The organism is Novosphingobium sp. GW821-FHT09E05 (assembly GCF_059416165.1).
The window spans coordinates 1-18,528 of the sequence record NZ_JBWKOQ010000008.1; the positions used below are offsets into that span (position 1 = coordinate 1).

Annotated in this window: 21 protein-coding genes; 15 read left to right on the top strand and 6 right to left on the bottom strand. The window is 70.5% G+C overall.

Going from position 1 to position 18,528, the window contains the following annotated elements:
- The 6 genes from AC07M9_RS19560 to AC07M9_RS19585 form a co-directional block, all read left to right on the top strand.
- Nucleotides 1-693: murein hydrolase activator EnvC family protein (locus AC07M9_RS19560; RefSeq protein WP_494886113.1), on the top strand; the 693-nt coding region annotated here is incomplete at its 5' end.
- A 176-nt stretch (nt 694-869) separates the two neighbouring features.
- A complete protein-coding gene (locus AC07M9_RS19565) occupies nt 870-2,231 on the top strand; it encodes a S41 family peptidase (protein WP_494886114.1) in 1,362 nt (453 codons plus the stop codon).
- Between the two features lie 14 nt (nt 2,232-2,245).
- Nucleotides 2,246-2,734 carry a disulfide bond formation protein B gene (locus tag AC07M9_RS19570; RefSeq protein WP_494886116.1) on the top strand — a complete coding sequence of 163 codons (489 nt, stop codon included), beginning with the start codon at nt 2,246-2,248 and terminating at the stop codon, nt 2,732-2,734.
- The gene (locus AC07M9_RS19575) at nt 2,731-3,252 is read left to right on the top strand and encodes a demethoxyubiquinone hydroxylase family protein (RefSeq protein WP_494886117.1); all 522 of its coding nucleotides are present in this window, start codon (nt 2,731-2,733) and stop codon (nt 3,250-3,252) included. Before AC07M9_RS19570 ends, AC07M9_RS19575 begins: the two co-directional genes overlap by 4 nt.
- Before the next feature lie 310 nt (nt 3,253-3,562).
- Nucleotides 3,563-4,168 carry a hypothetical protein gene (locus AC07M9_RS19580; protein WP_494886119.1) on the top strand — a complete coding sequence of 202 codons (606 nt, stop codon included), beginning with the start codon at nt 3,563-3,565 and terminating at the stop codon, nt 4,166-4,168.
- Between the two features lie 279 nt (nt 4,169-4,447).
- Entirely contained in the window at nt 4,448-5,302 is an 855-nt protein-coding gene (locus tag AC07M9_RS19585) for a sulfite exporter TauE/SafE family protein (RefSeq protein ID WP_494886120.1), read from the top strand.
- A 67-nt stretch (nt 5,303-5,369) separates the two neighbouring features.
- Here the strand turns inward: AC07M9_RS19585 and fabI are convergent, their stop codons facing one another.
- The 3 genes from fabI to AC07M9_RS19600 are packed head-to-tail and all read right to left on the bottom strand — an operon-like array spanning nt 5,370 to nt 8,108.
- Nucleotides 5,370-6,173, bottom strand: a complete 804-nt coding sequence (gene fabI, locus AC07M9_RS19590) for an enoyl-ACP reductase FabI (protein ID WP_494886121.1) — start codon at nt 6,171-6,173, stop codon at nt 5,370-5,372.
- Nucleotides 6,170-7,147 carry a YihY/virulence factor BrkB family protein gene (locus AC07M9_RS19595; protein ID WP_494886123.1) on the bottom strand — a complete coding sequence of 326 codons (978 nt, stop codon included), beginning with the start codon at nt 7,145-7,147 and terminating at the stop codon, nt 6,170-6,172. The genes fabI and AC07M9_RS19595 overlap by 4 nt, the downstream gene beginning before the upstream one ends.
- A complete protein-coding gene (locus AC07M9_RS19600) occupies nt 7,137-8,108 on the bottom strand; it encodes a DnaJ C-terminal domain-containing protein (protein ID WP_494886124.1) in 972 nt (323 codons plus the stop codon). The genes AC07M9_RS19595 and AC07M9_RS19600 overlap by 11 nt, the downstream gene beginning before the upstream one ends.
- Before the next feature lie 185 nt (nt 8,109-8,293).
- Here AC07M9_RS19600 and pdxH point away from each other — a divergent pair, with 185 nt between their 5' ends.
- Together pdxH and AC07M9_RS19610 are read left to right on the top strand one after the other, a co-directional pair.
- Nucleotides 8,294-8,902 (top strand): pyridoxamine 5'-phosphate oxidase, encoded by a 609-nt coding sequence (pdxH, locus tag AC07M9_RS19605; protein WP_494886188.1) that lies wholly within the window; start codon nt 8,294-8,296, stop codon nt 8,900-8,902.
- The gene (locus tag AC07M9_RS19610) at nt 8,899-9,840 is read left to right on the top strand and encodes a cation diffusion facilitator family transporter (protein WP_494886126.1); all 942 of its coding nucleotides are present in this window, start codon (nt 8,899-8,901) and stop codon (nt 9,838-9,840) included. The genes pdxH and AC07M9_RS19610 overlap by 4 nt, the downstream gene beginning before the upstream one ends.
- Before the next feature lie 199 nt (nt 9,841-10,039).
- Here the strand turns inward: AC07M9_RS19610 and AC07M9_RS19615 are convergent, their stop codons facing one another.
- Complete coding sequence (locus tag AC07M9_RS19615; RefSeq protein WP_494886127.1) at nt 10,040-10,501, bottom strand: hypothetical protein; 462 nt, start codon at nt 10,499-10,501, stop codon at nt 10,040-10,042.
- A 470-nt stretch (nt 10,502-10,971) separates the two neighbouring features.
- On the opposite strand from AC07M9_RS19615, the gene AC07M9_RS19620 reads away from it, so the two are divergent.
- From AC07M9_RS19620 to AC07M9_RS19630, 3 genes are read left to right on the top strand one after another with little or no spacing between them, the layout of a single operon-like run.
- Nucleotides 10,972-11,967: an adenosine kinase gene (locus AC07M9_RS19620; protein WP_494886129.1), complete on the top strand. Its 996-nt coding sequence runs from the start codon at nt 10,972-10,974 to the stop codon at nt 11,965-11,967.
- 48 nt (nt 11,968-12,015) lie between these two features.
- Nucleotides 12,016-12,522 carry a 3'-5' exonuclease gene (locus AC07M9_RS19625; RefSeq protein WP_494886131.1) on the top strand — a complete coding sequence of 169 codons (507 nt, stop codon included), beginning with the start codon at nt 12,016-12,018 and terminating at the stop codon, nt 12,520-12,522.
- Nucleotides 12,519-12,929 (top strand): hypothetical protein, encoded by a 411-nt coding sequence (locus AC07M9_RS19630; RefSeq protein WP_494886133.1) that lies wholly within the window; start codon nt 12,519-12,521, stop codon nt 12,927-12,929. Before AC07M9_RS19625 ends, AC07M9_RS19630 begins: the two co-directional genes overlap by 4 nt.
- Nucleotides 12,930-12,950: 21 nt before the next feature.
- On the opposite strand, the gene AC07M9_RS19635 is transcribed toward AC07M9_RS19630, so the two are convergent.
- Nucleotides 12,951-13,484 (bottom strand): hypothetical protein, encoded by a 534-nt coding sequence (locus AC07M9_RS19635; protein ID WP_494886135.1) that lies wholly within the window; start codon nt 13,482-13,484, stop codon nt 12,951-12,953.
- A complete protein-coding gene (purD, locus tag AC07M9_RS19640; RefSeq protein ID WP_494886136.1) occupies nt 13,477-14,760 on the bottom strand; it encodes a phosphoribosylamine--glycine ligase in 1,284 nt (427 codons plus the stop codon). Before purD ends, AC07M9_RS19635 begins: the two co-directional genes overlap by 8 nt.
- A gap of 5 nt (nt 14,761-14,765) precedes the next feature.
- Here purD and xseA point away from each other — a divergent pair, with 5 nt between their 5' ends.
- The 4 genes from xseA to AC07M9_RS19660 all read left to right on the top strand — a co-directional run bounded on the left by xseA (nt 14,766) and on the right by AC07M9_RS19660 (nt 18,472).
- Nucleotides 14,766-16,274 carry an exodeoxyribonuclease VII large subunit gene (gene xseA, locus AC07M9_RS19645; protein WP_494886137.1) on the top strand — a complete coding sequence of 503 codons (1,509 nt, stop codon included), beginning with the start codon at nt 14,766-14,768 and terminating at the stop codon, nt 16,272-16,274.
- 21 nt (nt 16,275-16,295) lie between these two features.
- A complete protein-coding gene (locus tag AC07M9_RS19650) occupies nt 16,296-16,499 on the top strand; it encodes a DUF2093 domain-containing protein (RefSeq protein WP_007680047.1) in 204 nt (67 codons plus the stop codon).
- 7 nt (nt 16,500-16,506) lie between these two features.
- On the top strand, nt 16,507-17,400 hold the full coding sequence (locus tag AC07M9_RS19655) for a M23 family metallopeptidase (protein ID WP_494886138.1): 894 nt from the start codon (nt 16,507-16,509) through the stop codon (nt 17,398-17,400).
- Between the two features lie 76 nt (nt 17,401-17,476).
- On the top strand, nt 17,477-18,472 hold the full coding sequence (locus AC07M9_RS19660) for an esterase-like activity of phytase family protein (RefSeq protein ID WP_494886140.1): 996 nt from the start codon (nt 17,477-17,479) through the stop codon (nt 18,470-18,472).
- The last annotated feature ends 56 nt before the right edge of the window (nt 18,473-18,528 follow it).

Here is an 18,528-nt window from a genome sequence, read left to right on the forward strand (position 1 = left end):
CTCGAGGGACAGGCGCGCGCCGCCGCCGCCGGGCTCGCGGGCGCGCAGGCGCAGATGCAGGACCGCCGCCGCCAGCTGGCCGTGCTCGAATCGCGCCAGCGCCTTGCCGGGCGGGAGGCCGCCGGCGTCGCCGCGCGCGAGGGCGACCGGGCGCTGGCGCTCGCCGAAAAGGCGCGGGACCTCGGCGATCTGGTCGAGGAAGTCGGCCGTCAGGGCCAGCTGCGCGCCCGGCTCGCCGCGCTGCCGGGGCCGATCATGCGCCCGGCGCGGCCCGAAGACGCGCGCGTCGCCGACGCCTCGCAGTTCGTGCCGCCGCCCGAGGGGCTCGCCACCTACCTGCTGCCGGTGACCGGGCGGCTGGTGACCGGCTTCGGCGAGGAGGCGCCGGGGCAGGCGCGCTCGGCCGGGCTGGTACTGGGCCCGCGCGCGCTGGCGCAGGCGGTGGCGCCCGCGCCCGGCCGCGTGGCCTTCGCCGGGCCCTACCGCGGCTACCAGAACATCGTCATCGTCGAGCACGAGGGCGGCTGGACCTCGCTCGTCACCGGCCTCGCGCGGCTGGACGTCGCGGTCGGCGAAACGGTGGTGGCCGGCTCGCCGATCGGCACCGCCGGGCCCGGCGCACCGCGCGTGATGGTCGAGCTGCGGCGCGGCGGGGTGGCGGTCAATCCGCTGGCGTACATCCGCTCGTTGTAGGGGCGACGCTTTTGGCAACCGCCTTCGCCGCCCCGAAGCCTTTCCCCGCGCCCGATGGCTCCCATATGGAGGCAAAGCCCGCCCGTTCCGCTGGCGTTCACGCCAATCGGACGATAGGATGACACAACCCCCGTCCGGCCGCGTCGCTGGATGACCTGAAAGAGGCACATCGCCCGATGAAGATCGCTCCGTTCCTGCGCGCCGCGCTGCTCGTTTCCGCCGTGGCGGTGCTGCCCGCCGCGACCTCGGGGCTGGCGGCGGTGGATACCCGCGCCGCCCACGAATTCGACAAGCTGTTCACGATCTACCAGATCGTGAAGGAGAACTACGTCGACCAGGTGGACGACGACAAGCTGCTCAAGGGCGCGATCGACGGCATGCTGGCCAGCCTCGACCCCCATTCGAACTACCTCGACGGCCCCTCGCTGCAGCGGCTCGAGACGATGATCGACGGCAAGTACACCGGCCTCGGCCTCTCGGTCATCGAGGACGAGGGCGCGGTGAAGATCATCTCGCCGTTCAAGGGCAGCCCGGCGGAGAAGGCGGGGCTCAAGGCGGGCGACTACATCACCCACCTCGACGGCGTGCTCTACTACGAGCGCGATCTGGACGAGGCCGTCTCCAAGATGCGCGGCGCGGCGGGCACCTCGATCCGCCTGACGATCTTCCGCCAGGGCCGCGACGCGCCGTTCGACGTCACCGTGACGCGCGGCGTGATCGAGCTGGAGCCGGTGACTTCGGAGCTGAAGGACAACGTCGGGGTGATCTCGGTGAACGAGTTTTCGCGCGATGTCGGCAACGACGTGAACAGCGCGCTCGCCGACCTCAAGAAGCAGGCCGCGCTCAAGGGCGGCAAGCTGGCGGGTCTCGTGCTCGACTTGCGCTCGAACCCCGGCGGCTCGCTCGACGAGGCGGTGGCGCTGTCCGACCTGTTCCTCGAAAAGGGCGACATCGTCTCGCAGCGCGGCCGCAACGCGGCCGAAAACCAGTTCTACCGCGCCGAATCGATGTTCAAGGGCGATGCCGCCAAGGGCCTGCCGGTGGTCGTGCTGGTCGACGCGGGCTCCGCCTCGGCCTCCGAGATCGTGGCGGGCGCGCTGCAGGACCAGCACCGCGCGGTCATCATGGGCGAGCGTACTTTCGGCAAGGGCTCGGTCCAGACCTTCCTGCCGCTCGACAACGACAGCGCGGTGAAGCTGACCACGGCGCGCTACTTCACGCCGTCTGGCCACTCGGTGCAGGAGGGCGGCATCGTCCCCGACATCAAGGTGCCCCAGCTGTCCGACCCCGACGCCCGCGCCCGGGCCGAGCGGGCGGTGCGCGAGTCCGACCTGCGCGGCCACCTCATCAACGAGGCCTCGCTCAAGGACAAGGACCTCGAGACCGACAAGATGGACGATCCGCGGTTCAAGGTCACCGCTGCCGAGCTTGAAAAGCAGGGCATCAAGGACTTTCAGCTCAACTACGCGATCTCCACGCTGAAGCGCACGGCAGGCAAGCCGGCGCTGGCTGCGGCGGCCGCCCCGGCCAAGCGCTGAGGGTAGAGGCAGGCATGGCCGTTCCCGTCGACGCCCCCGTGCGCGCCGCCCGCTGGCTTGCGCTGGGCGTTCCCGTCTTCCTGCTCGGCGGGGCGCTGGTCGGCCAGTACCTGTTTGGGCTCCACCCTTGCGAGATGTGCTGGTGGCAGCGCTACCCGCACATGCTGGCGATCCCGCTGGCGGCGCTGGCGTTCTTCTGGCGCCCGGTGCGCCCGCTCGTCGCGGTGGCGGCGCTGGCGGTGCTTGTCTCCGGGCTGATCGGCGGCTTCCACGCCGGGGTCGAATACCACTGGTGGGAAGGCATGACCGCCTGCACCGCCAGCCCGATGGCGGGCGGCGGGGATCCGCTCGCCGCGATCATGAACGCGCCGGTGATCCGCTGCGACGTGGCGCCGTGGGACCTGTTCGGGGTCTCGCTGGCGGGCTGGAACTTCCTGTTCTCGGTCGCCGGCGCGCTGGCCGTCTTCGGGCTGATCGCGGCTTCCGGGAGGACCAGGCCATGAGTGAAGTTTCCAGGCGCAGCGAGCGGATGCTGCGGGTCGACCAGGCGGGCGAATACGGCGCGACGCGGATCTATGCGGGCCAGCTCGCGGTGATGGGCACGCGCGCGCCGCATGCCACCGAGATCGCCGGCATGGCCGCGCAGGAGGCCGACCACCGCGCCCGCTTCGACGCCATGATCGCCGCGCGCGGGGTGCGCCCGACGCTGCTCCAGCCGGTGTGGTCGGTGGCGGGCTATGCGCTCGGCGCGGCGACGGCGCTGATCGGTCCCAAGGCGGCGATGGCCTGCACCGCCGCGATCGAGACCGAGATCGAGCGTCACTACACCCAGCAGGTCGACGACCTCGGCACCGACGATCCCGAACTGTCCGAAGTGATCCGCGAATTCCGCGACGACGAGCGCGAACACCGCGACGCCGCGCTGGCGGCGGGGGCCGAGCAGGCGCCGGCCTATCCGCTGCTGTTCCACGCCATCCGCATGGGCTGCCGCGTCGCGATCAAACTGTCCGAGCGGATATAGGCCGGCGGGGCCGACGAAGCCGGCCGGGGTTCCGGCAGCAACCCAACACTCCCGTCGCCCCCGCGAAGGCCGGGGTTCCTTCTTGCGCAAGGCCGAAGGAACAAGCCGGGTCCCCGCCTGCGCGGGCATGACGGAGCGTTTTGGGTCGGCCGTTCTGTGTCGGAGGTAAGGAGCGGGCTGCCGTTCGCGGAACGAATCCACGCCGCTGCGGGTTTGTTCGCAAAGGGGGCGGCTTAAGCTATCGTTCAAGCCCGCGCGCCCCTATATCGAGCCCATACTTCGCCGATATCGACGCATTGGAGCCCCCGCGATGACCCGCCTCCCGACTTCAGCCGCCCTGGGTGCCGCCATGTCCGCCCTGATGCTGACCGCCGCGCCCGCCTTCGCGCAGCAGAGCGTGCCGCTCGATGCGCGGGTGAACACGCACGACGAGAAGGTCAACCAGCTCATCATCTACGGCGACGACGCCTGCCCGCAGTCGACCGATGCGGAAATGGTGATCTGCGTGCGGCGCGGAGAGCAGGAGCGCTATCGCATTCCCGAATCGCTGCGCGGCATCGACGCGCCGCAGTCGGAAGCCTGGGCGAACAAGGTCCAGGCCTACGAGAGCGTGGGCGCCTTCGGCACCCTGAGCTGCTCGCCGGTCGGCGCCGGCGGTTCGCTGGGCTGCACCCAGCAGCTGATCGACAAGGCCTATGCGGAGAAGAAGGAAGGCTCGAACGTGAGGTTCGGCGAACTGATCGCCGCCGAGCGCGAGAAGCGCCTCTCGACCATCGACGCCGATGCCGCCGAACAGCAGGCCCGCGTCGAGGAGGCCGAAAAGGCCTACTTTGAGCAGCGCCAGCGCCAGGAAGCCCAGGAGGATGCGGCCGACGCCGCCGCCGCCAAGACCGCGCCGCTGCCCAAGGTGCAGTAATCCGGACGTCCTCCCCGCCTTTGCGGGGATGACGAGGGTTTATCGGGACGGGCGCCGGTGCGCCGGCGCTCTGCGGACGCGCGCTTCTCCGCCCAAGCCGCGCTTCATGGCCTGAAACCGGAACGCGCTTGTCCGCACCCCGCAAATCGGCTCAGACGGCGGCGTGAGGGGTTCCGCAGCATCAGCGCCGACGCCATGCGGACCGGGTTTCCGGTCGGCGCGTCCGTGCGCGGGCGGCCCCCAAATCCATCGACAGGCTGAGGGAAAGCGGGTGCGCGCATGGGCGTGACGGGTTCGATCGACATGTTCCACGCCATCGCCGGGCTGCTGGTCGGCACGCTGGTCGGGCTTACCGGCGTGGGCGGCGGGTCGCTGATGACGCCGCTGCTGGTGCTGATGTTCGGGGTGAGCGCCAAGACCGCGGTGGGCACCGACCTGCTGTTCGCGGCGATCACCAAGATCGCGGGTTCAGCGGTCCACGGATCGCGCGAGACGGTCGAGTGGACGATCGTGCGCCGCCTTGCCATCGGCAGCATCCCGGCGGCCCTGGTAACGCTGGCGGTGCTGGCGAGCATCGGCAAGGTCGGAAAGTCCGCCGAGCATGTGATCCTGGTTTCGCTCGCCTGCCTGCTGGCGCTGACGGCGCTGGCGGTGATCGGGCGCAAGTGGCTGTTCCGCCATGCCCACGACTTCGACGCGGTGCGCTCGCCAGGCCGTGTGACCGGCGGCACGGTGGCGCTGGGCGCGCTGATCGGGGTGGCGGTGTCGATGTCCTCGGTGGGCGCGGGCGCTATCGGCGTGACCGTGCTGCTGATGCTCTACCCGCGCCTGCAGATGGCGCGCATCGTTGGCTCGGACATTGCCCACGCGGTGCCGCTGGCGCTGATCGCCGGCACCGGGCACTGGATCATGGGCGACGTCGACGGGCGGCTGCTGACCAACCTGCTGATCGGCTCGATTCCGGGCGTGGTGGTGGGCAGCTACCTGTCATCGCACGCGCCGGACCGGGTGTTGCAGCCGCTGCTGGCGGGGGTGCTGGCGCTGTCGTCGTGGCAGCTGTTCGTGAAGGCCTATACGCCCGAGAAGGCGAAGGTCGAGGTGATCGCCCCGGCCCGGGCCGCGCAGCCGCGCTGACGGGGAGAGAGGAACGCGAAAGGGCCGGGAATCACCCCGGCCCTTCGTCGTTCCACGCCGCTCGCGCTCAGGCGAGCGCGATGTCGGGCGCGTCTTCCTGCTTCATGCCGACGACGTGGTAGCCGCAGTCGACGTGGTGGGTCTCGCCCGTCACGCCCGACGACAGGTCGGAGAGCAGGTAGAGCCCGGCGCCGCCGACGTCCTCGATCGTGGTGTTGCGGCGCAGTGGGGCGTTCAGCTCGTTCCACTTGAGGATGTAGCGGAAGTCGCCGATGCCGCTGGCCGCCAGCGTCTTGATCGGCCCGGCGGAGATGCCGTTGACGCGGATGCCCTGCGGGCCCAGGTCGTTGGCGAGGTACTTCACCGAAGCCTCGAGCGCGGCCTTGGCAACGCCCATCACGTTGTAGTGTGGCACCACCTTCTCGGCGCCGTAATAGGTCAGCGTCACGATCGAGCCGCCTGCCGACATCATCGGCAGCGCCCGCTTGGTGACGGCCACTAGGCTGTAAGCGGAGATGTTCATCGTCATCAGGAAATTGTCGAGGCTGGTGTCGACGTACTTCCCGCGCAGTTCGTTCTTGTCGGAGAAGCCGATGGCGTGGACGACGAAGTCGATCGTCTCCCAGCGCTCGGCGATCTGCGCGAAGGCAGTATCGAGGGCTTCCATGTTCGACACGTCGCATTCGACGAGGAAATCGCTGCCCAGGCTCTCGGCCAGCGGCTTCACCCGCTTGGCCAGCGCATCGCCCTGGTAGGAAAAGGCGAGCTCGGCGCCTTGTTCGTGCAGCTTCTTGGCGATTCCCCAGGCCAGCGACTTGTCATTTGCAAGGCCCATGATCAGGCCGCGTTTACCGTGCATCAGACCGGTCATTCGTTTCTTCCTGTACTTTCCTTGTCGTTCGGCCCGGGGGCCGTGGCGGTTCCTGGCGTGTCTGGCGCCCCCGCGAGCGCCGCGTTGAGTTCGGCGCCTACCACCATCCCTAGTCCCACAAGCCAGAAAAAGAAAAGCGCGATCATCACCCCGGCAAGGCTTCCGTACGTCAGATCGTACATGAAGAACGTCTGGAGGACCTTCGGAAGCGCATAGGCGACCAGCAGCCACCACCCGGTGACGAGCGCGGCGCCGGGCCATTTGGGGTAGCGGCGCTTCTGGTATTGGGACGGGGTGAGCAGGTAGATCAGCATGTAGATCGAGCCGAACAGCGCGCCCGCGCTGATGGCGCCCGATATCGCGATCTGCTCCGACAGGTCGTCGAGGCGGGGGAACAGCACCGCGATGATCGCCTCGCTCGCCGAGATCAGCACCTGCGAGGACAGCGAGACCAGCAGCAGCAGCACCGAGCCGAAGATGAGGCCCGTGGAGACCAGCCGCGAGCGCCAGAAGCGCTGGCGCTTGGTGGTGTTGTAGGCGCGGTGGAGGATGTCGCGGATCGTCTCGACCAGGCTGGTCGCGGTCCAGAGGCCGAAGATGCCGCCGATCCACAGCAGGTGGCCGTGGCGCGCGGCGGCGACGTCGTGGGCGACGGGGCCGAGCACTTCGGCGACACGCGGCGGGATGGCGCTCAAGACCGCGTCGATCGAGGCGCCGAGCTGGTCCTGCTCGCCCAGCGCCGAGAAGATCGCGGCCAGCGCGATGAAGAAGGGAAACAGCGCCAGCAGCGTCATGTAGGCGAGGTTTCCGGCGTGGATGAAGCCGTCGTCCCAGGTGCCGTTGATGACGCGACCGACCACGCGGAAGACCCGCGTGCCAGGGCCGGCCTTGCGCTTGATCCTGTGGCGCAGCGCTTCGTGGCGGTGCTCGCCGCCCGTCACGCCCACCGGCGCCTTGGAAGGGTCAGATGCCAAGCTTGCCGCGCACGTCGCGGCCGTCGCTCCAGCCTTCCAGCCGGGCGGCGAGGTCGCGTCCGGCGTCGGAATCGGGTTCGGGCATGGCGATCTGCAGCGCGATCAGCTGGTCGCCGCGGGTGCCGTCCTTGCGGCTCATGCCGCGGCCCTTGAGGCGCAGCACCTTGCCCGAGCTGGCGCCCACGGGGACCGAGAGCATGACCGCGCCCGCCGGGGTGGGGGCCTTGACCTTGGCGCCGGCGAGCGCCTCGTCCAGCGTGATCGGCAGGTCGATGCGCAGGTCGTCGCCTTCCCGGCGGAAGAACGCGTCCGGCTGGATCTGGATGGTGACCGTAGCGTCGCCGGGGCCGCCGGGACCGGGCTCGCCCTTGCCGGCGAGGCGCATCTGGGTGCCGTCCTCGAGCCCGGCGGGGAGCTTGAGGTCGATGGTCTTGCCGTCCGACAGGGTGATGCGCTGGGCCTTCAGCTCCGCCGCGTCGGTGAGCGGCACGGCGAGCCGGTAGCTGACGTTGGCGCCGCGCGGGGCCGCGCGCCCGCGTCCACCCATGCCGCCCATGCCGCCCATGCCGCCGCCGGGACCGCCGCGCGCGCCGCCGCCGAAGATACCGCCGAACAGGTCCTCGAGGTCGATGCCGTCCTCGCTGCCGCCGCCGAAGCCGCCGCCGAACCCGCGCTGGCCGCCGGGACCGCCGCCGAAGCCTCCGCCGCCGCCGAACCCGCCGAAGGGACCGGCCGGGTTGCCGTCGGCGTCGATCTCGCCGCGGTCGAACTGGGCGCGCTTGGCCTTGTCGGAAAGCAGGTCGTAGGCGCCGGTCACTTCGCTGAAGCGCTCGGCCGCCTTGGGGTTGTCCTGGTTCTTGTCGGGGTGGAGTTCCTTCGCGAGCTTGCGATAGGCGGACTTGATGTCCTTCTCGCTCGCGCCGCGCGGTACGCCCAGGGTGGTGTAAGGGTCTGCTGCCATGATGACTGCCTAGCTAGGTCGCGACGCGCCTTTGGACAAGCGCAACGATGCGCCGTGCGCCGGGTTGCCAGCAACTTGCGGCCCGTGCGATGGTTTCCTACCGCGCGGTGCCGGACGACACCGCCCGAGCCCGGCCCCCCATTCGAAGGCAGCCCATACCCGTGTCCACATCCTTCCCCTCCGACATCGACGCCGCCGAGGCCCGCGAGGTCATCCCGCACGGCGATCCCCTCGCGCTGTTCACGCAGTGGTACGCCGAGGCGCGCGCCGCCGAGCCCAACGATGCCAACGCCATGGCGCTCGCCACCGCGACGCCGGACGCGGTGCCCTCCGTGCGCATGGTGCTGCTCAAGGACCATGGCCCCGACGGCTTCGTGTTCTACACCAATGGCCACAGCCGCAAGGGCCGCGAGATCGCCGCCAATCCGCAGGTCGCGCTGCTGTTCCACTGGAAGAGCCTGCGCCGCCAGATCCGCATCGAGGGCCCGCTCTCCCCGGTGAGCGAGGCCGAGGCCGAAGCCTACTTCCACTCGCGCGCCCGCGATTCGCAGATCGGCGCGGTGGCCTCCGATCAGTCCGCCCCGCTCGATTCGCGCGAAACCTTCCTCAGCCGCTACGAGGAGGCGCGCGCGCGCTTCGACGATGCGGAGGTGGAGCGCCCGGCGCACTGGGGCGGCTGGCGCGTGCGCCCGCTCGCCATCGAGTTCTGGCACGACCGTCCGCACCGCCTCCACGAACGCCGCCGCTTCGAGCACGGGCCGAACGGCTGGGCCAGCACGCTGCTCTATCCGTGAGCCCGCCCGACGCCGGCACGGAGCGCGCAAAGCTCAACCGCAGCGCCGCGCTGGCGAGCATCGCCGCGGCCACGCTGCTGCTGGCGATCAAGGGCTACGCCGCGTGGACCACCGGCTCGACGGCGATGCTGGGCAGTCTGGCCGACACCGCGCTCGACCTCGTCGCCAGCGTGGCGACGCTGGTGGGCGTGTGGATCGCGGCGCAGCCGGCGGACGACAAGCACCGCTTCGGCCACGGCAAGGCGGAGGCGATCGCCGCGCTGTTCCAGATCGTGCTGATCTCGATCTCGGCGCTGGGCATCGCCACCCGCGCGGTCGAGCAGTTCGCCGCCGGGGGCCGCGTCGCGGCGGCGGGGGAGGGCATCGGCGTCTCGATCGCGGCGATCGCGGTGACTTTCGCTCTGATCGCCTGGCAGCGCCGGGTGATCCGCCGCACCGGCAGCCTCGCCATCGCCACCGACAGCGTCCACTACCAGTCCGACCTGCTGCTCAACGTCGCGGTGATCGCGGCGCTGGTGCTCGACCAGTACATCGGCTTCCGCCAGGCGGACCCGCTGTTCGGCCTTGCCATCGCCGGCTGGCTGGCCTGGGGCGCGTTCAGCGCGTCCGAGCAGGTGCTGGACCAGCTGATGGACCACGAATGGCCGCCCGAGAAGAAGCGCCGCTTCCTCGAAGTGCTGGCCACGAACCCCGACATCAGCGGCGTCCACGACCTGCGCACGCGCACCTCGGGCAATCAGGATTTCGTGCAGTTCCACGTCTGGGTCGATGCCGACATGACCGTGCGCGACGCGCACCGGGTGATGGCGGATCTGGAGGCGCGGCTGCGGGCGGACTTTCCCGATACCGAGATCCTCATCCACACCGATCCCGAGGGCCTCGTCGACGAGGCCGGCGCGGCGGGCAAGGACGTACTGCCGCCGATCCGGGTGGGGTGAGGATGGGGAGAGCGACAGGCCGACCCGCTCGAAGCGCTCGGGTTCGCCAAATCGCTCCGTCGTCCCCGCGCAGGCGGGACCCCGCTTTTGCCTTCGAGGGCGCGCAAAGCGAGGCCCCCGCCTGCGCGGGGGCGACGAAGTGGCTTTTGACTTGATTCCCGACCTTGGCGAGGGGACTCAGGCAACGCCCGTCAGCCCCCTACTTCCCCTTCAGCGCCGCCACGCAGGCGCCCCGGTCCACGTCCTGCCCGTCGGACGAGCGGCGCGCGTCGACGTAGCTGGCGTGGGGCTCCTTCGACGAGGCGCTGGGATAGAGGAACACGTCGAGCACGCAGGCGGTGCCGGTGAACTGCAGCTTGCGCGCGTCGCCTTCCCACACGTCGAGGCGGGGCGGGCCGAACAGGCGGACGAGCTGGCCCTGGTTGGCGCCGATCACGCCTTCGAGGCCCGGCGCCATCTGCAGCTGGGCGTCGCGCGTCGGGGTGCGGGTGGGCTGGCGCACCGGCGGCACCCCCAACGTCCGCCGGGGCGGCTGCGGCGTGCTCGCGACGCTGCCGCCGCTGGTGCAGGCGGCCATCGTCAAGGCCAGCGAGGCGGCGGCGAGGGCGCCTCTCAGCAGGCGCAGGGAAGGGCGGGTGGGCGCGGGAAGGATCGTCGTCATGGTCGGCCCGGGGCATTGCGCGCCGCCGGGGGCGAGTCAACGGCCCTTCGCCGGACCCGGCCGCGATTGCGGGGAACGCCCGCGGCCGGCGGCCGTGCGCTTTCCTACAGCCGATGCCGTGGGGTACCAAGGCGCATGACCCGGATCGCCCTTGCCCTCGCACCGCACACGCCTGTCGCCTTGCACCGAGCGCAAGTTGACACTTCGTCCGGCGGTCGGCGCAAGGCGACACACAAGGCGACACTTTACAGACGCAAGGCGACACCTTTGCCGACGCAAGGCGACACTTTTGCAGCCCAAGGCGACACTTTTGCCGCACAAGGCGACACTTTCCGGCCCTGGGAGGGCAGTTTGCCTCCAGGACCGTGTAAACCGTGTAAACCTCGCGCAACCTTGTCGGCCGCCGCGCCGCGCGCTAGGCGCGGGCCTAATCGCTTTTCCCGGACACGACTTAAGGATCTCCCGCTCCCATGACGCAACCCAAGCTGGACGTCATCGCCATCGGCAATGCCATCATCGACGTCATCGGCAACTGCCCCGACAGCCTGATCGACGAGCTGGGCCTGACGCACGGCGGCATGCAGCTGATCGACGGCGAGCAGGCACGCACCCTCTACGCCGCGATGGGCCCGGCGCGCGAAGTCTCGGGCGGATCGGCCGCCAACACGCTTGCCGGCCTCGCCGCGCTGGGCGCGAAGTGCGGCTTCGTCGGCCAGGTCGCCGACGACCAGCTGGGCGAGGTCTTCACCCACGACATCCACGCCGCGGGCATCGCATTCTCGGTCCCCGCCCGCGCCGGCGAGACGCCGACCGCACGCTGCCTGATCTTCGTCACCCCCGACGGCCAGCGCACGATGAACACTTTCCTCGGCGCCTCGCACCTGCTGTCCGAAGACATGGTGGACGAAGCGGCGATCGCCGATGCCGCCGTGCTCTACCTCGAAGGCTATCTGTGGGACCCGGTCGAGCCGCGCGCCGCGATGCGCAAGGCGATCGCCGCCGCCCGCGCCGCCGGGCGCAAGATCGCCTTCACCCCGTCCGAATCGTTCATCATCGACATGCACCGCCTCGACTTCCTCGAGCTGATCGAGGACGGCGCCATCGACCTGATGTTCTGCAACGAGCACGAGATGGCCTCGCTCACCGGCAAGGCCGGTTTCGAGGACGGCCTTGCCCAGCTGAGCGCCAGGGTCGACGTGCTGGTCGTCACCAGGGGCGCCGAGGGCGCGGTGGCGCTGCAGGGCGGCGAGCGCGTGGAAGTGGCGGCCGAGCCGATCGACCGGGTGGTCGACACCACCGGCGCGGGCGACCTCTTCGCCGCCGGCTTCCTCTACGGCCACGTGCGCGGCAAGAGCCTTGCCGAGTCGCTGCGCATGGGGGCACTCTGCGCCAGCGAGATCATCTCGCACTACGGCGCTCGGCCCGAATGCGACCTGGCCGATTTCGTCGCCGCGAAGATGGGATGACACGCTGCGGCAGCGGTCCGCTGCCGCACGCAAACAAGGAACAACGGCTTGAGCTGTCCGGCGCTGATCGATTTCGAAGCGAGCTGCCTGCCCGAATACGGGCAGTCCTATCCCATCGAAGTCGCGGTGGCGCGCATCGACGGCACGAGCCGGGCCTGGCTGATCCGCCCGGTCGAGGCCTGGCGCTACTGGGACTGGTCGGACGAGGCCGAGGCGCTCCACGGCATCACCCAGGACATGCTCGATACCGAGGGCCTGCCGCCCGCGCAGGTGCTGGCCGAGATGGCCGAATTCGTGCGCGACTGCCACGTCTACGCCGATGCCGACCTCGACCAGTACTGGCTCGAGGTGATGTGCCAGGGCATCGGCGCGAAACTGCCGTTCCCGGTCCATTACCTCGGTGAATTCCTGAAGGAGCACGGCTACACCCGCCCGCAGGTCGTCGCCGCGCTCGAGGAAGCCAAGCGCCTCCTGCCCAAGGAACACCTCGCGCGCGAGGACGCCAAGCGGCTGGCGCTGGTGGTCAAGCTGCTGGTGGACGGGGACGCGCCGTGACCACGCTGCGCGATGCGACGATGGTGCGCATCCACGTTCCCGTCCGCGCCGCAACGCTTGCCGCGATGCTGACCGGCGATGCCGCCGGCGCCGAGGGCGACCCGGTGCTCGCCGCGATGCTGGCCCTCATCCGGGAGGGCGGCGTGCTGGGCGACTTCGGCCTCTACACCGGCGTGGTCGAGATCGCGCCGGGCTGGGAATCCTTCCGCTCCGGCCCCGATGCCGCGCCCACCCTGGGCACGGCGGGCGAGGCCAGCCTGTCGCCGACAGTGATCCTGACGACGTACGCCGCCTGCGCGCCCGAGGATCCGGCGCTGCCGGCGATGGTGGGGCGGCTGCTGGACGCGCATCCCTGGGAAGTGCCGGTCATCGAGGTTTCGCCGACGCGGCTGGCCTGGCGCGGCTGACCGGCCCCGTATGGCGACCGCTCAGTTCAGCCCGCTCGGCTCGGTCATCGGCGCTTCGTCGATCGGTGCCGGGCCGCGCCCCCGCTGCACCGCTTCCAGCCGCCCGAGGCACTCCGCCTTGCGCTGATCGCGTGCCCCGGACAGCGACTGGGCGACCTGCGCGGGCAGGGCACAGCCCTGCGCCGGGCGCACGGGGTTCTTGGCGAGGCAGCCGCTGTCGGTGCTGAACAGGTTGTCGGCGCAGTCCTCGAACGCGGCCTGGTCGGCGTCGTGCAGGCTCTGGCAGCTGAGGTTCCAGCGCTGCTTGTACGACAGCTCGGCGAAGTTGGCGCAGTCCTGGTACTCGGTCTGCGCGGCCTGTTCGCGGCGAGCGCGTTCGGCGAGCGCCCGGGTCTCGGCGGCGGCCCGGGTCTGCCGCGCGGTCATCTCCTGCGCCTGGCGCCGCACGTCCTGCGCGGGCAGGTAGATGCCGTAGTAATAGCCCACGCCCGCGCCCGCGAGCAGTGCCGCGAGCGCGAGCGAGACCTTGAGGATGGGGTCGGCGTGCTTAAGCATCGGACTTTTCGCGCGCCACTTCGCGCCAGCCGATGTCGCGGCGGCAGAAGCCGGTGGGGAAATCGAGCGCGTCGACCGCCGCATAGGCGAGGTCCTGCGCCTGCGTCACGGTCTTCGCCCGCGCGGTCACGTTGAGCACGCGCCCGCCGCTGGCCACCAGTTCGCCGTCTGTCAGCGCGGTGCCGGCGTGGAATACCCTGGCGCCGTTCGCCTCGGCCTCGGCGATGCCGCGGATCGCGCCGCCCTTGGCCGGCGTGCCGGGATAGCCCTCGGCCGCCATCACCACGGTCAGCGCCGCATCGGGCGAGAAGCGCGGCGGCTCGATCGCGGCGAGGCGGTTCTCGGCGCAGGCGTGGAGCAGTTCGACGAGGTCCGATTCGAGCCGCATCAGCATGACCTGGCACTCGGGATCGCCGAAGCGGCAGTTGTACTCGATCAGTTCGGGCCCCTTGGCGGTGAGCATGATGCCGAGGAACAGCACGCCCGAATAGGGCATGCCCTCGTTGGCGAGCGTGCGCACGGTCGGCGCGATGATGCGCGTCATCGCCAGAGCTTCCAGCTCGGGGGTGAGCACCCTGGCGGGGCTGTAGGCGCCCATGCCGCCGGTGTTCGGGCCTGTGTCGCCGTCACCCACGCGCTTGTGGTCCTGCGCCGAGGCGAAGGGCAGGATGGTCGATCCGTCGGTCAGCGCGAAGAAGCTGGCTTCCTCGCCGTCGAGGAACTCCTCGATCACAGCCTCGGCGCCGGCGCTGCCGAAGCGTCCGGCGAAGATGTCACGCACGGCGTCCTCGGCCTCGGCCATGGTCATCGCCACGGTGACGCCCTTGCCGGCGGCGAGGCCATCGGCCTTGATGACCACCGGCGCGGCGAACTTCGCGAGCGCGGCCATGGCGGCGGCCTCATCGATGACGCGCTCGTAGCCGCCGGTCGGGATGCCGGCGCGCGCGCAGAGGTCCTTGGTGAACCCCTTCGAGCCCTCCAGTTGCGCTGCCGCCTTGCTCGGTCCGAAGACGGCAAAACCTTCGCCGCGCAGCGAGTCGGCGAGGCCATCGACCAGCGGCGCCTCGGGGCCGATGACGACGAGGCCGATCACGTTCGCCTCGCAGAAAGCGAGCACGGCGGCGTGGTCGGTCGCGTCGAGCGCGATGCACGTCGCGACCTCTGCGATGCCCGGATTGCCGGGCGCCGCCCACAGGGCATCGCAGCGCGGCGATTGCGCCAGCTTCCACGCCAGTGCATGTTCGCGGCCGCCCGAGCCCAGTAGCAGGATGTTCATTTCCCGTGCCTTCCGATCAATTCTACGACGATGATTACAACGACGGTCGTTCGGGGGGGCTGGTAGCGAAGGAGTCGGCCGGGGACAACGCCGCGCCCCTTTCGATCAGCGAGATTTCGAACCTGCTCAAGCGGACGGTCGAGGACCGCTTCGGCTTCGTGCGCCTGCGCGGCGAGCTTTCGGGCGTGAAACGCGCGGCCTCGGGCCACCTCTACTGCGCGCTCAAGGACGACAAGGCGGTCATCGACGGCGTCATGTGGAAGGGCGGCGCGCAGCGACTCGCCTTCCGGCCCGAGGACGGCATCGAGGTCATCGCCACCGGCAAGCTGACCACCTACCCCGGCCGCTCGAAGTATCAGATCGTCATCGAATCGATGGAGATCGCGGGCGAGGGCGCGCTGCTGGCGCTGCTCGAAAAGCTGCGCGCGCGCCTCGCCGCCGAGGGCCTGTTCGCGCCCGAACGCAAGCGCGCGTTGCCGTTCCTGCCGCAGGTTATCGGCGTCGTCACCTCGCCCACCGGCGCGGTGATCCGCGACATCCTCCACCGCCTTGCCGACCGCTGCCCCAGCCGCGTGCTGGTCTGGCCGGTGCTGGTGCAGGGCGAGGGCGCGGCGGCGCAGGTTGCGAATGCCGTGCGCGGCTTCTCGGCGATCCAGCCCGGCGGCCCGGTGCCGCGCCCCGACCTCGTCATCGTCGCGCGCGGGGGCGGCTCGATCGAGGACCTGTGGAGCTTCAACGAGGAGATCGTCGTGCGCGCGGTCGCCGAATCGTCGATCCCGGTGATCTCCGCCGTGGGCCACGAGACAGACACCACCTTGTGCGACCATGCCGCCGACCGCCGCGCCCCCACCCCCACCGCCGCCGCCGAAATGGCGGTGCCGGTGCGCGCCGAACTCCAGAACCAGATCGACGAACTGGGCCTGCGCAAGCGCCGCTGCGCGCTGCGTCCGGTCATGCTCGGCCGCGAGCGGCTGGAGGCGCGCGTCCAGCGCCTGCCCAAGCCCGAGGCGATCCTCGCCGCCAAGGCGCAGAAGCTCGACGAGCTGTCCGAACGCCTGCGGCGCGGCCTGCGCGACGAGGCAGCGGCCAAGCGCGAGGCTTTGCACCGCGTCGCCGGCACGCTCTCGCTGCCGCTGCTGCGCCACCGGGTGCAGTCCTCGGGCGAGCGGCTGGTGCGCGTGGGCCTGACCCCGCGCCTGCTGGAGCGCCGCTGGACGCTGGCGCGCGACGGCTTGGCTCCGGTGGCCCGCGTGCTGCCCCAGCTCGACCCACGCCTGCCGCTCCAGCGCGGCTATGCGCTGGTCAAGACCGCAGGCGGCAAGGCATTGACGAGCCGCGAGGCCGCTTCGCGCGAGGCCGGTCTGGTGATCGAGTTCCGCGACGGCGAACTGGCGGTGTCGCTCGGCGAAACCGGCGCTGCGCCGCCGCCGGTCGTCCCCGCTGCAGCCCCCGCCCGCAAGCCCGCGCGACCGGCGCCCATAGCGCCGCGACAGGACGATTTGTTCGGATCGTGATGGTCTGCTAAGGACCGAGCCATGCTGATGTCCTCCGCCGATCGCCCCGCCAAGCTCGCTTATGGCCCCAACGGCTTTCGCGTGCTGAGCGCCGGGCACTACGTCCTGTGCGCCGTGAGCGGCGAGAAGATCCCGCTCGAAATGCTCCGCTACTGGAGCAACGAGCGGCAGGAGCCCTACGCCACCGCCGAAATCGCCACGAAGCGCCTGCTCGGTCAGGTCTGACCGGGACATGACGGAAAGCCGGCGCGGCTTCGCGCTGCTCGCTGTCGTCGCCATTGGCACGGCGTTGGCGGTTCCCATGGTAATCCGCGCAGCTCCGCGCGGCGGCGTGGCGCCGGTGGCTCCCGCCGCACCGGCTCGTCCCGTCACGATCCCCTTCAGCGGCGAGCAGACGCAGGGCGGCTGGATTCGCGGCTCGCTCCCCGCCGGGATGCGCACGCTCTCGCTCGACGGGACGCCGGTCAAGGTCGCGCCCGACGGCTCCTGGTTCGCCGCGTTCGACCGTGATGCCGCCCCGCAGGCGCTGCTGCGCACGGTGCTGGCGAACGGCACGATCGGGGAGCAGCACATCGTCGTCTCTCCGCGCGCCTGGCAGATCGAGAACGTCAACATTGCCCGCAGCCCCGGCGGCTCGACCGAGGCCTACATGGCTATCCGCCGCCCCGAACTCGCGCGCATCAACGCGGCGCGGGCGCAGGTGACCGATGCCCAAGGGTGGCGCCAGCGCTTCGTGTGGCCCGCCAAGGGGCGCATCTCCGGCCGCTTCGGCTCGCAGCGCATCTATCGCGGCGAGCCCGGCGCCTATCACTCCGGCCTCGACATCAGCAGCGGCACCAGCGGCACGCCTTTCGTCGCGCCTGCCGACGGCGTAGTGATCCTCGCCGCCGAAAAGCCGTTCACGCTGGAGGGCAACCTCCTGATGCTCGATCACGGCATGGGGCTCAACAGCGCCTTCCTCCACTGCTCGCAGATCCTCGTGAAGGAGGGCGACCATGTCCGGCAGGGACAGGTCATCGGCCGCATCGGGATGACCGGCCGCGCCACGGGCCCGCACCTGCACTGGTCGATCAAGTGGAACGAGGCGCGGCTCGATCCACTGCTATTTACCGGGCCGATGAACTGACGCCTGTGCCCCGGTAAATCGGCGCAGCTCGGCTTCGCGCCTTGCGCCGATTCGGCAAGCCGCTACCGAGGCGCCCGTGCAGCGCATTCTCGGTTCCCTCGCCCTCGTCGGCCTGCTTGCCCTGACCTGGGCGCAGGGCGAGGGCCCGCCCAAGCCCGTCTATCGGCTGAACATGCGCGTGGAGGCTCAGCCCCTGCCGCCCCCGCGTGAGACGGCGCGGCTGGGGGCCTTCCGGCTTGAGAAGATCTGGCGGCTGCGCAGCAGGTCGACGCGGTTCGGCGGCTATTCCGCCCTGCTGGCGATGCCGCGCGGGCGCTGGGTGGCGATCAGCGACAGCGGCGTGATGCTGCGCTTCACCCCGCCCGACCGCGCCGGGCCGGGACCCGGCGCGGAGGAGCTGATGCTCAGCCCTCCGAAGAACAAGGATTTCAACGACGTCGAATCCGCCACCCACGATCCCGCCACGGGACGGTTCTGGCTGGGGCTGGAGGGTCGCAACCAGATCATCCGGCTTGACCCGAACTTCCGGATATCGGCAGCGAGCCAGCCGCCCGCGATGTCCGACTGGGGCGACAATACCGGGCCGGAAAGCCTGGTGCGGCTCGCGGACGGCCGCTTCCTGACGGTCCGCGAGGTTCCGCCCGGGCTGTTCGACGGTACGGGAAATCCCGGCCTGCTGTTCCCCGGCGACCCTACCGAAGGCGCGGAGCCGATGCGCTTCACCTTGGACGGGCCGCGCAATTTCGCGGTCACCGACATGGCGCAGATGCCGGACGGGCGCATTCTTGTGCTCATGCGGCGGCTGATCTGGCCGTTCCCGATGCGATTCGCCTCGCGTATCGCGATCGGCGATCCGCGCCGGATCCGCGAGGGCGGGACGTGGCATGTTGAGGAAGTGGCGCGGCTCGCCTCAGTACTGCCGATCGACAACCTCGAGGGCCTGACCGTGGAGCCGCGCGCCGATGGCCGCCTGGGCGTCTGGCTGATCTCGGACGACAACCGCGCCGACTACCAGCACACGGTGCTGTGGCGCCTGTCGGTCGATCCGGTACGGCTGCCCTGGCCGCGATAGGCGGCCGACAGCGAACGCGAAAAGGCGTGCAAAGCCGGGCTTCGCACGCCTTTTTA

Excerpts from the sequence above, each read along its gene's own strand:
- AC07M9_RS19635 (WP_494886135.1), bottom strand. The coding sequence starts at position 13,484 with ATGCTTAAGCACGCCGACCCCATCCTCAAGGTCTCGCTCGCGCTCGCG.
- AC07M9_RS19565 (WP_494886114.1), top strand. The coding sequence starts at position 870 with ATGAAGATCGCTCCGTTCCTGCGCGCCGCGCTGCTCGTTTCCGCCGTG.
- AC07M9_RS19580 (WP_494886119.1), top strand. The coding sequence starts at position 3,563 with ATGACCCGCCTCCCGACTTCAGCCGCCCTGGGTGCCGCCATGTCCGCC.
- fabI (WP_494886121.1), bottom strand. The coding sequence starts at position 6,173 with ATGACCGGTCTGATGCACGGTAAACGCGGCCTGATCATGGGCCTTGCA.
- purD (WP_494886136.1), bottom strand. The coding sequence starts at position 14,760 with ATGAACATCCTGCTACTGGGCTCGGGCGGCCGCGAACATGCACTGGCG.
- AC07M9_RS19650 (WP_007680047.1), top strand. The coding sequence starts at position 16,296 with ATGCTGATGTCCTCCGCCGATCGCCCCGCCAAGCTCGCTTATGGCCCC.
- AC07M9_RS19620 (WP_494886129.1), top strand. The coding sequence starts at position 10,972 with ATGACGCAACCCAAGCTGGACGTCATCGCCATCGGCAATGCCATCATC.
- AC07M9_RS19575 (WP_494886117.1), top strand. The coding sequence starts at position 2,731 with ATGAGTGAAGTTTCCAGGCGCAGCGAGCGGATGCTGCGGGTCGACCAG.
- AC07M9_RS19585 (WP_494886120.1), top strand. The coding sequence starts at position 4,448 with ATGGGCGTGACGGGTTCGATCGACATGTTCCACGCCATCGCCGGGCTG.
- AC07M9_RS19655 (WP_494886138.1), top strand. The coding sequence starts at position 16,507 with ATGACGGAAAGCCGGCGCGGCTTCGCGCTGCTCGCTGTCGTCGCCATT.
- AC07M9_RS19615 (WP_494886127.1), bottom strand. The coding sequence starts at position 10,501 with ATGACGACGATCCTTCCCGCGCCCACCCGCCCTTCCCTGCGCCTGCTG.
- AC07M9_RS19570 (WP_494886116.1), top strand. The coding sequence starts at position 2,246 with ATGGCCGTTCCCGTCGACGCCCCCGTGCGCGCCGCCCGCTGGCTTGCG.
- AC07M9_RS19600 (WP_494886124.1), bottom strand. The coding sequence starts at position 8,108 with ATGGCAGCAGACCCTTACACCACCCTGGGCGTACCGCGCGGCGCGAGC.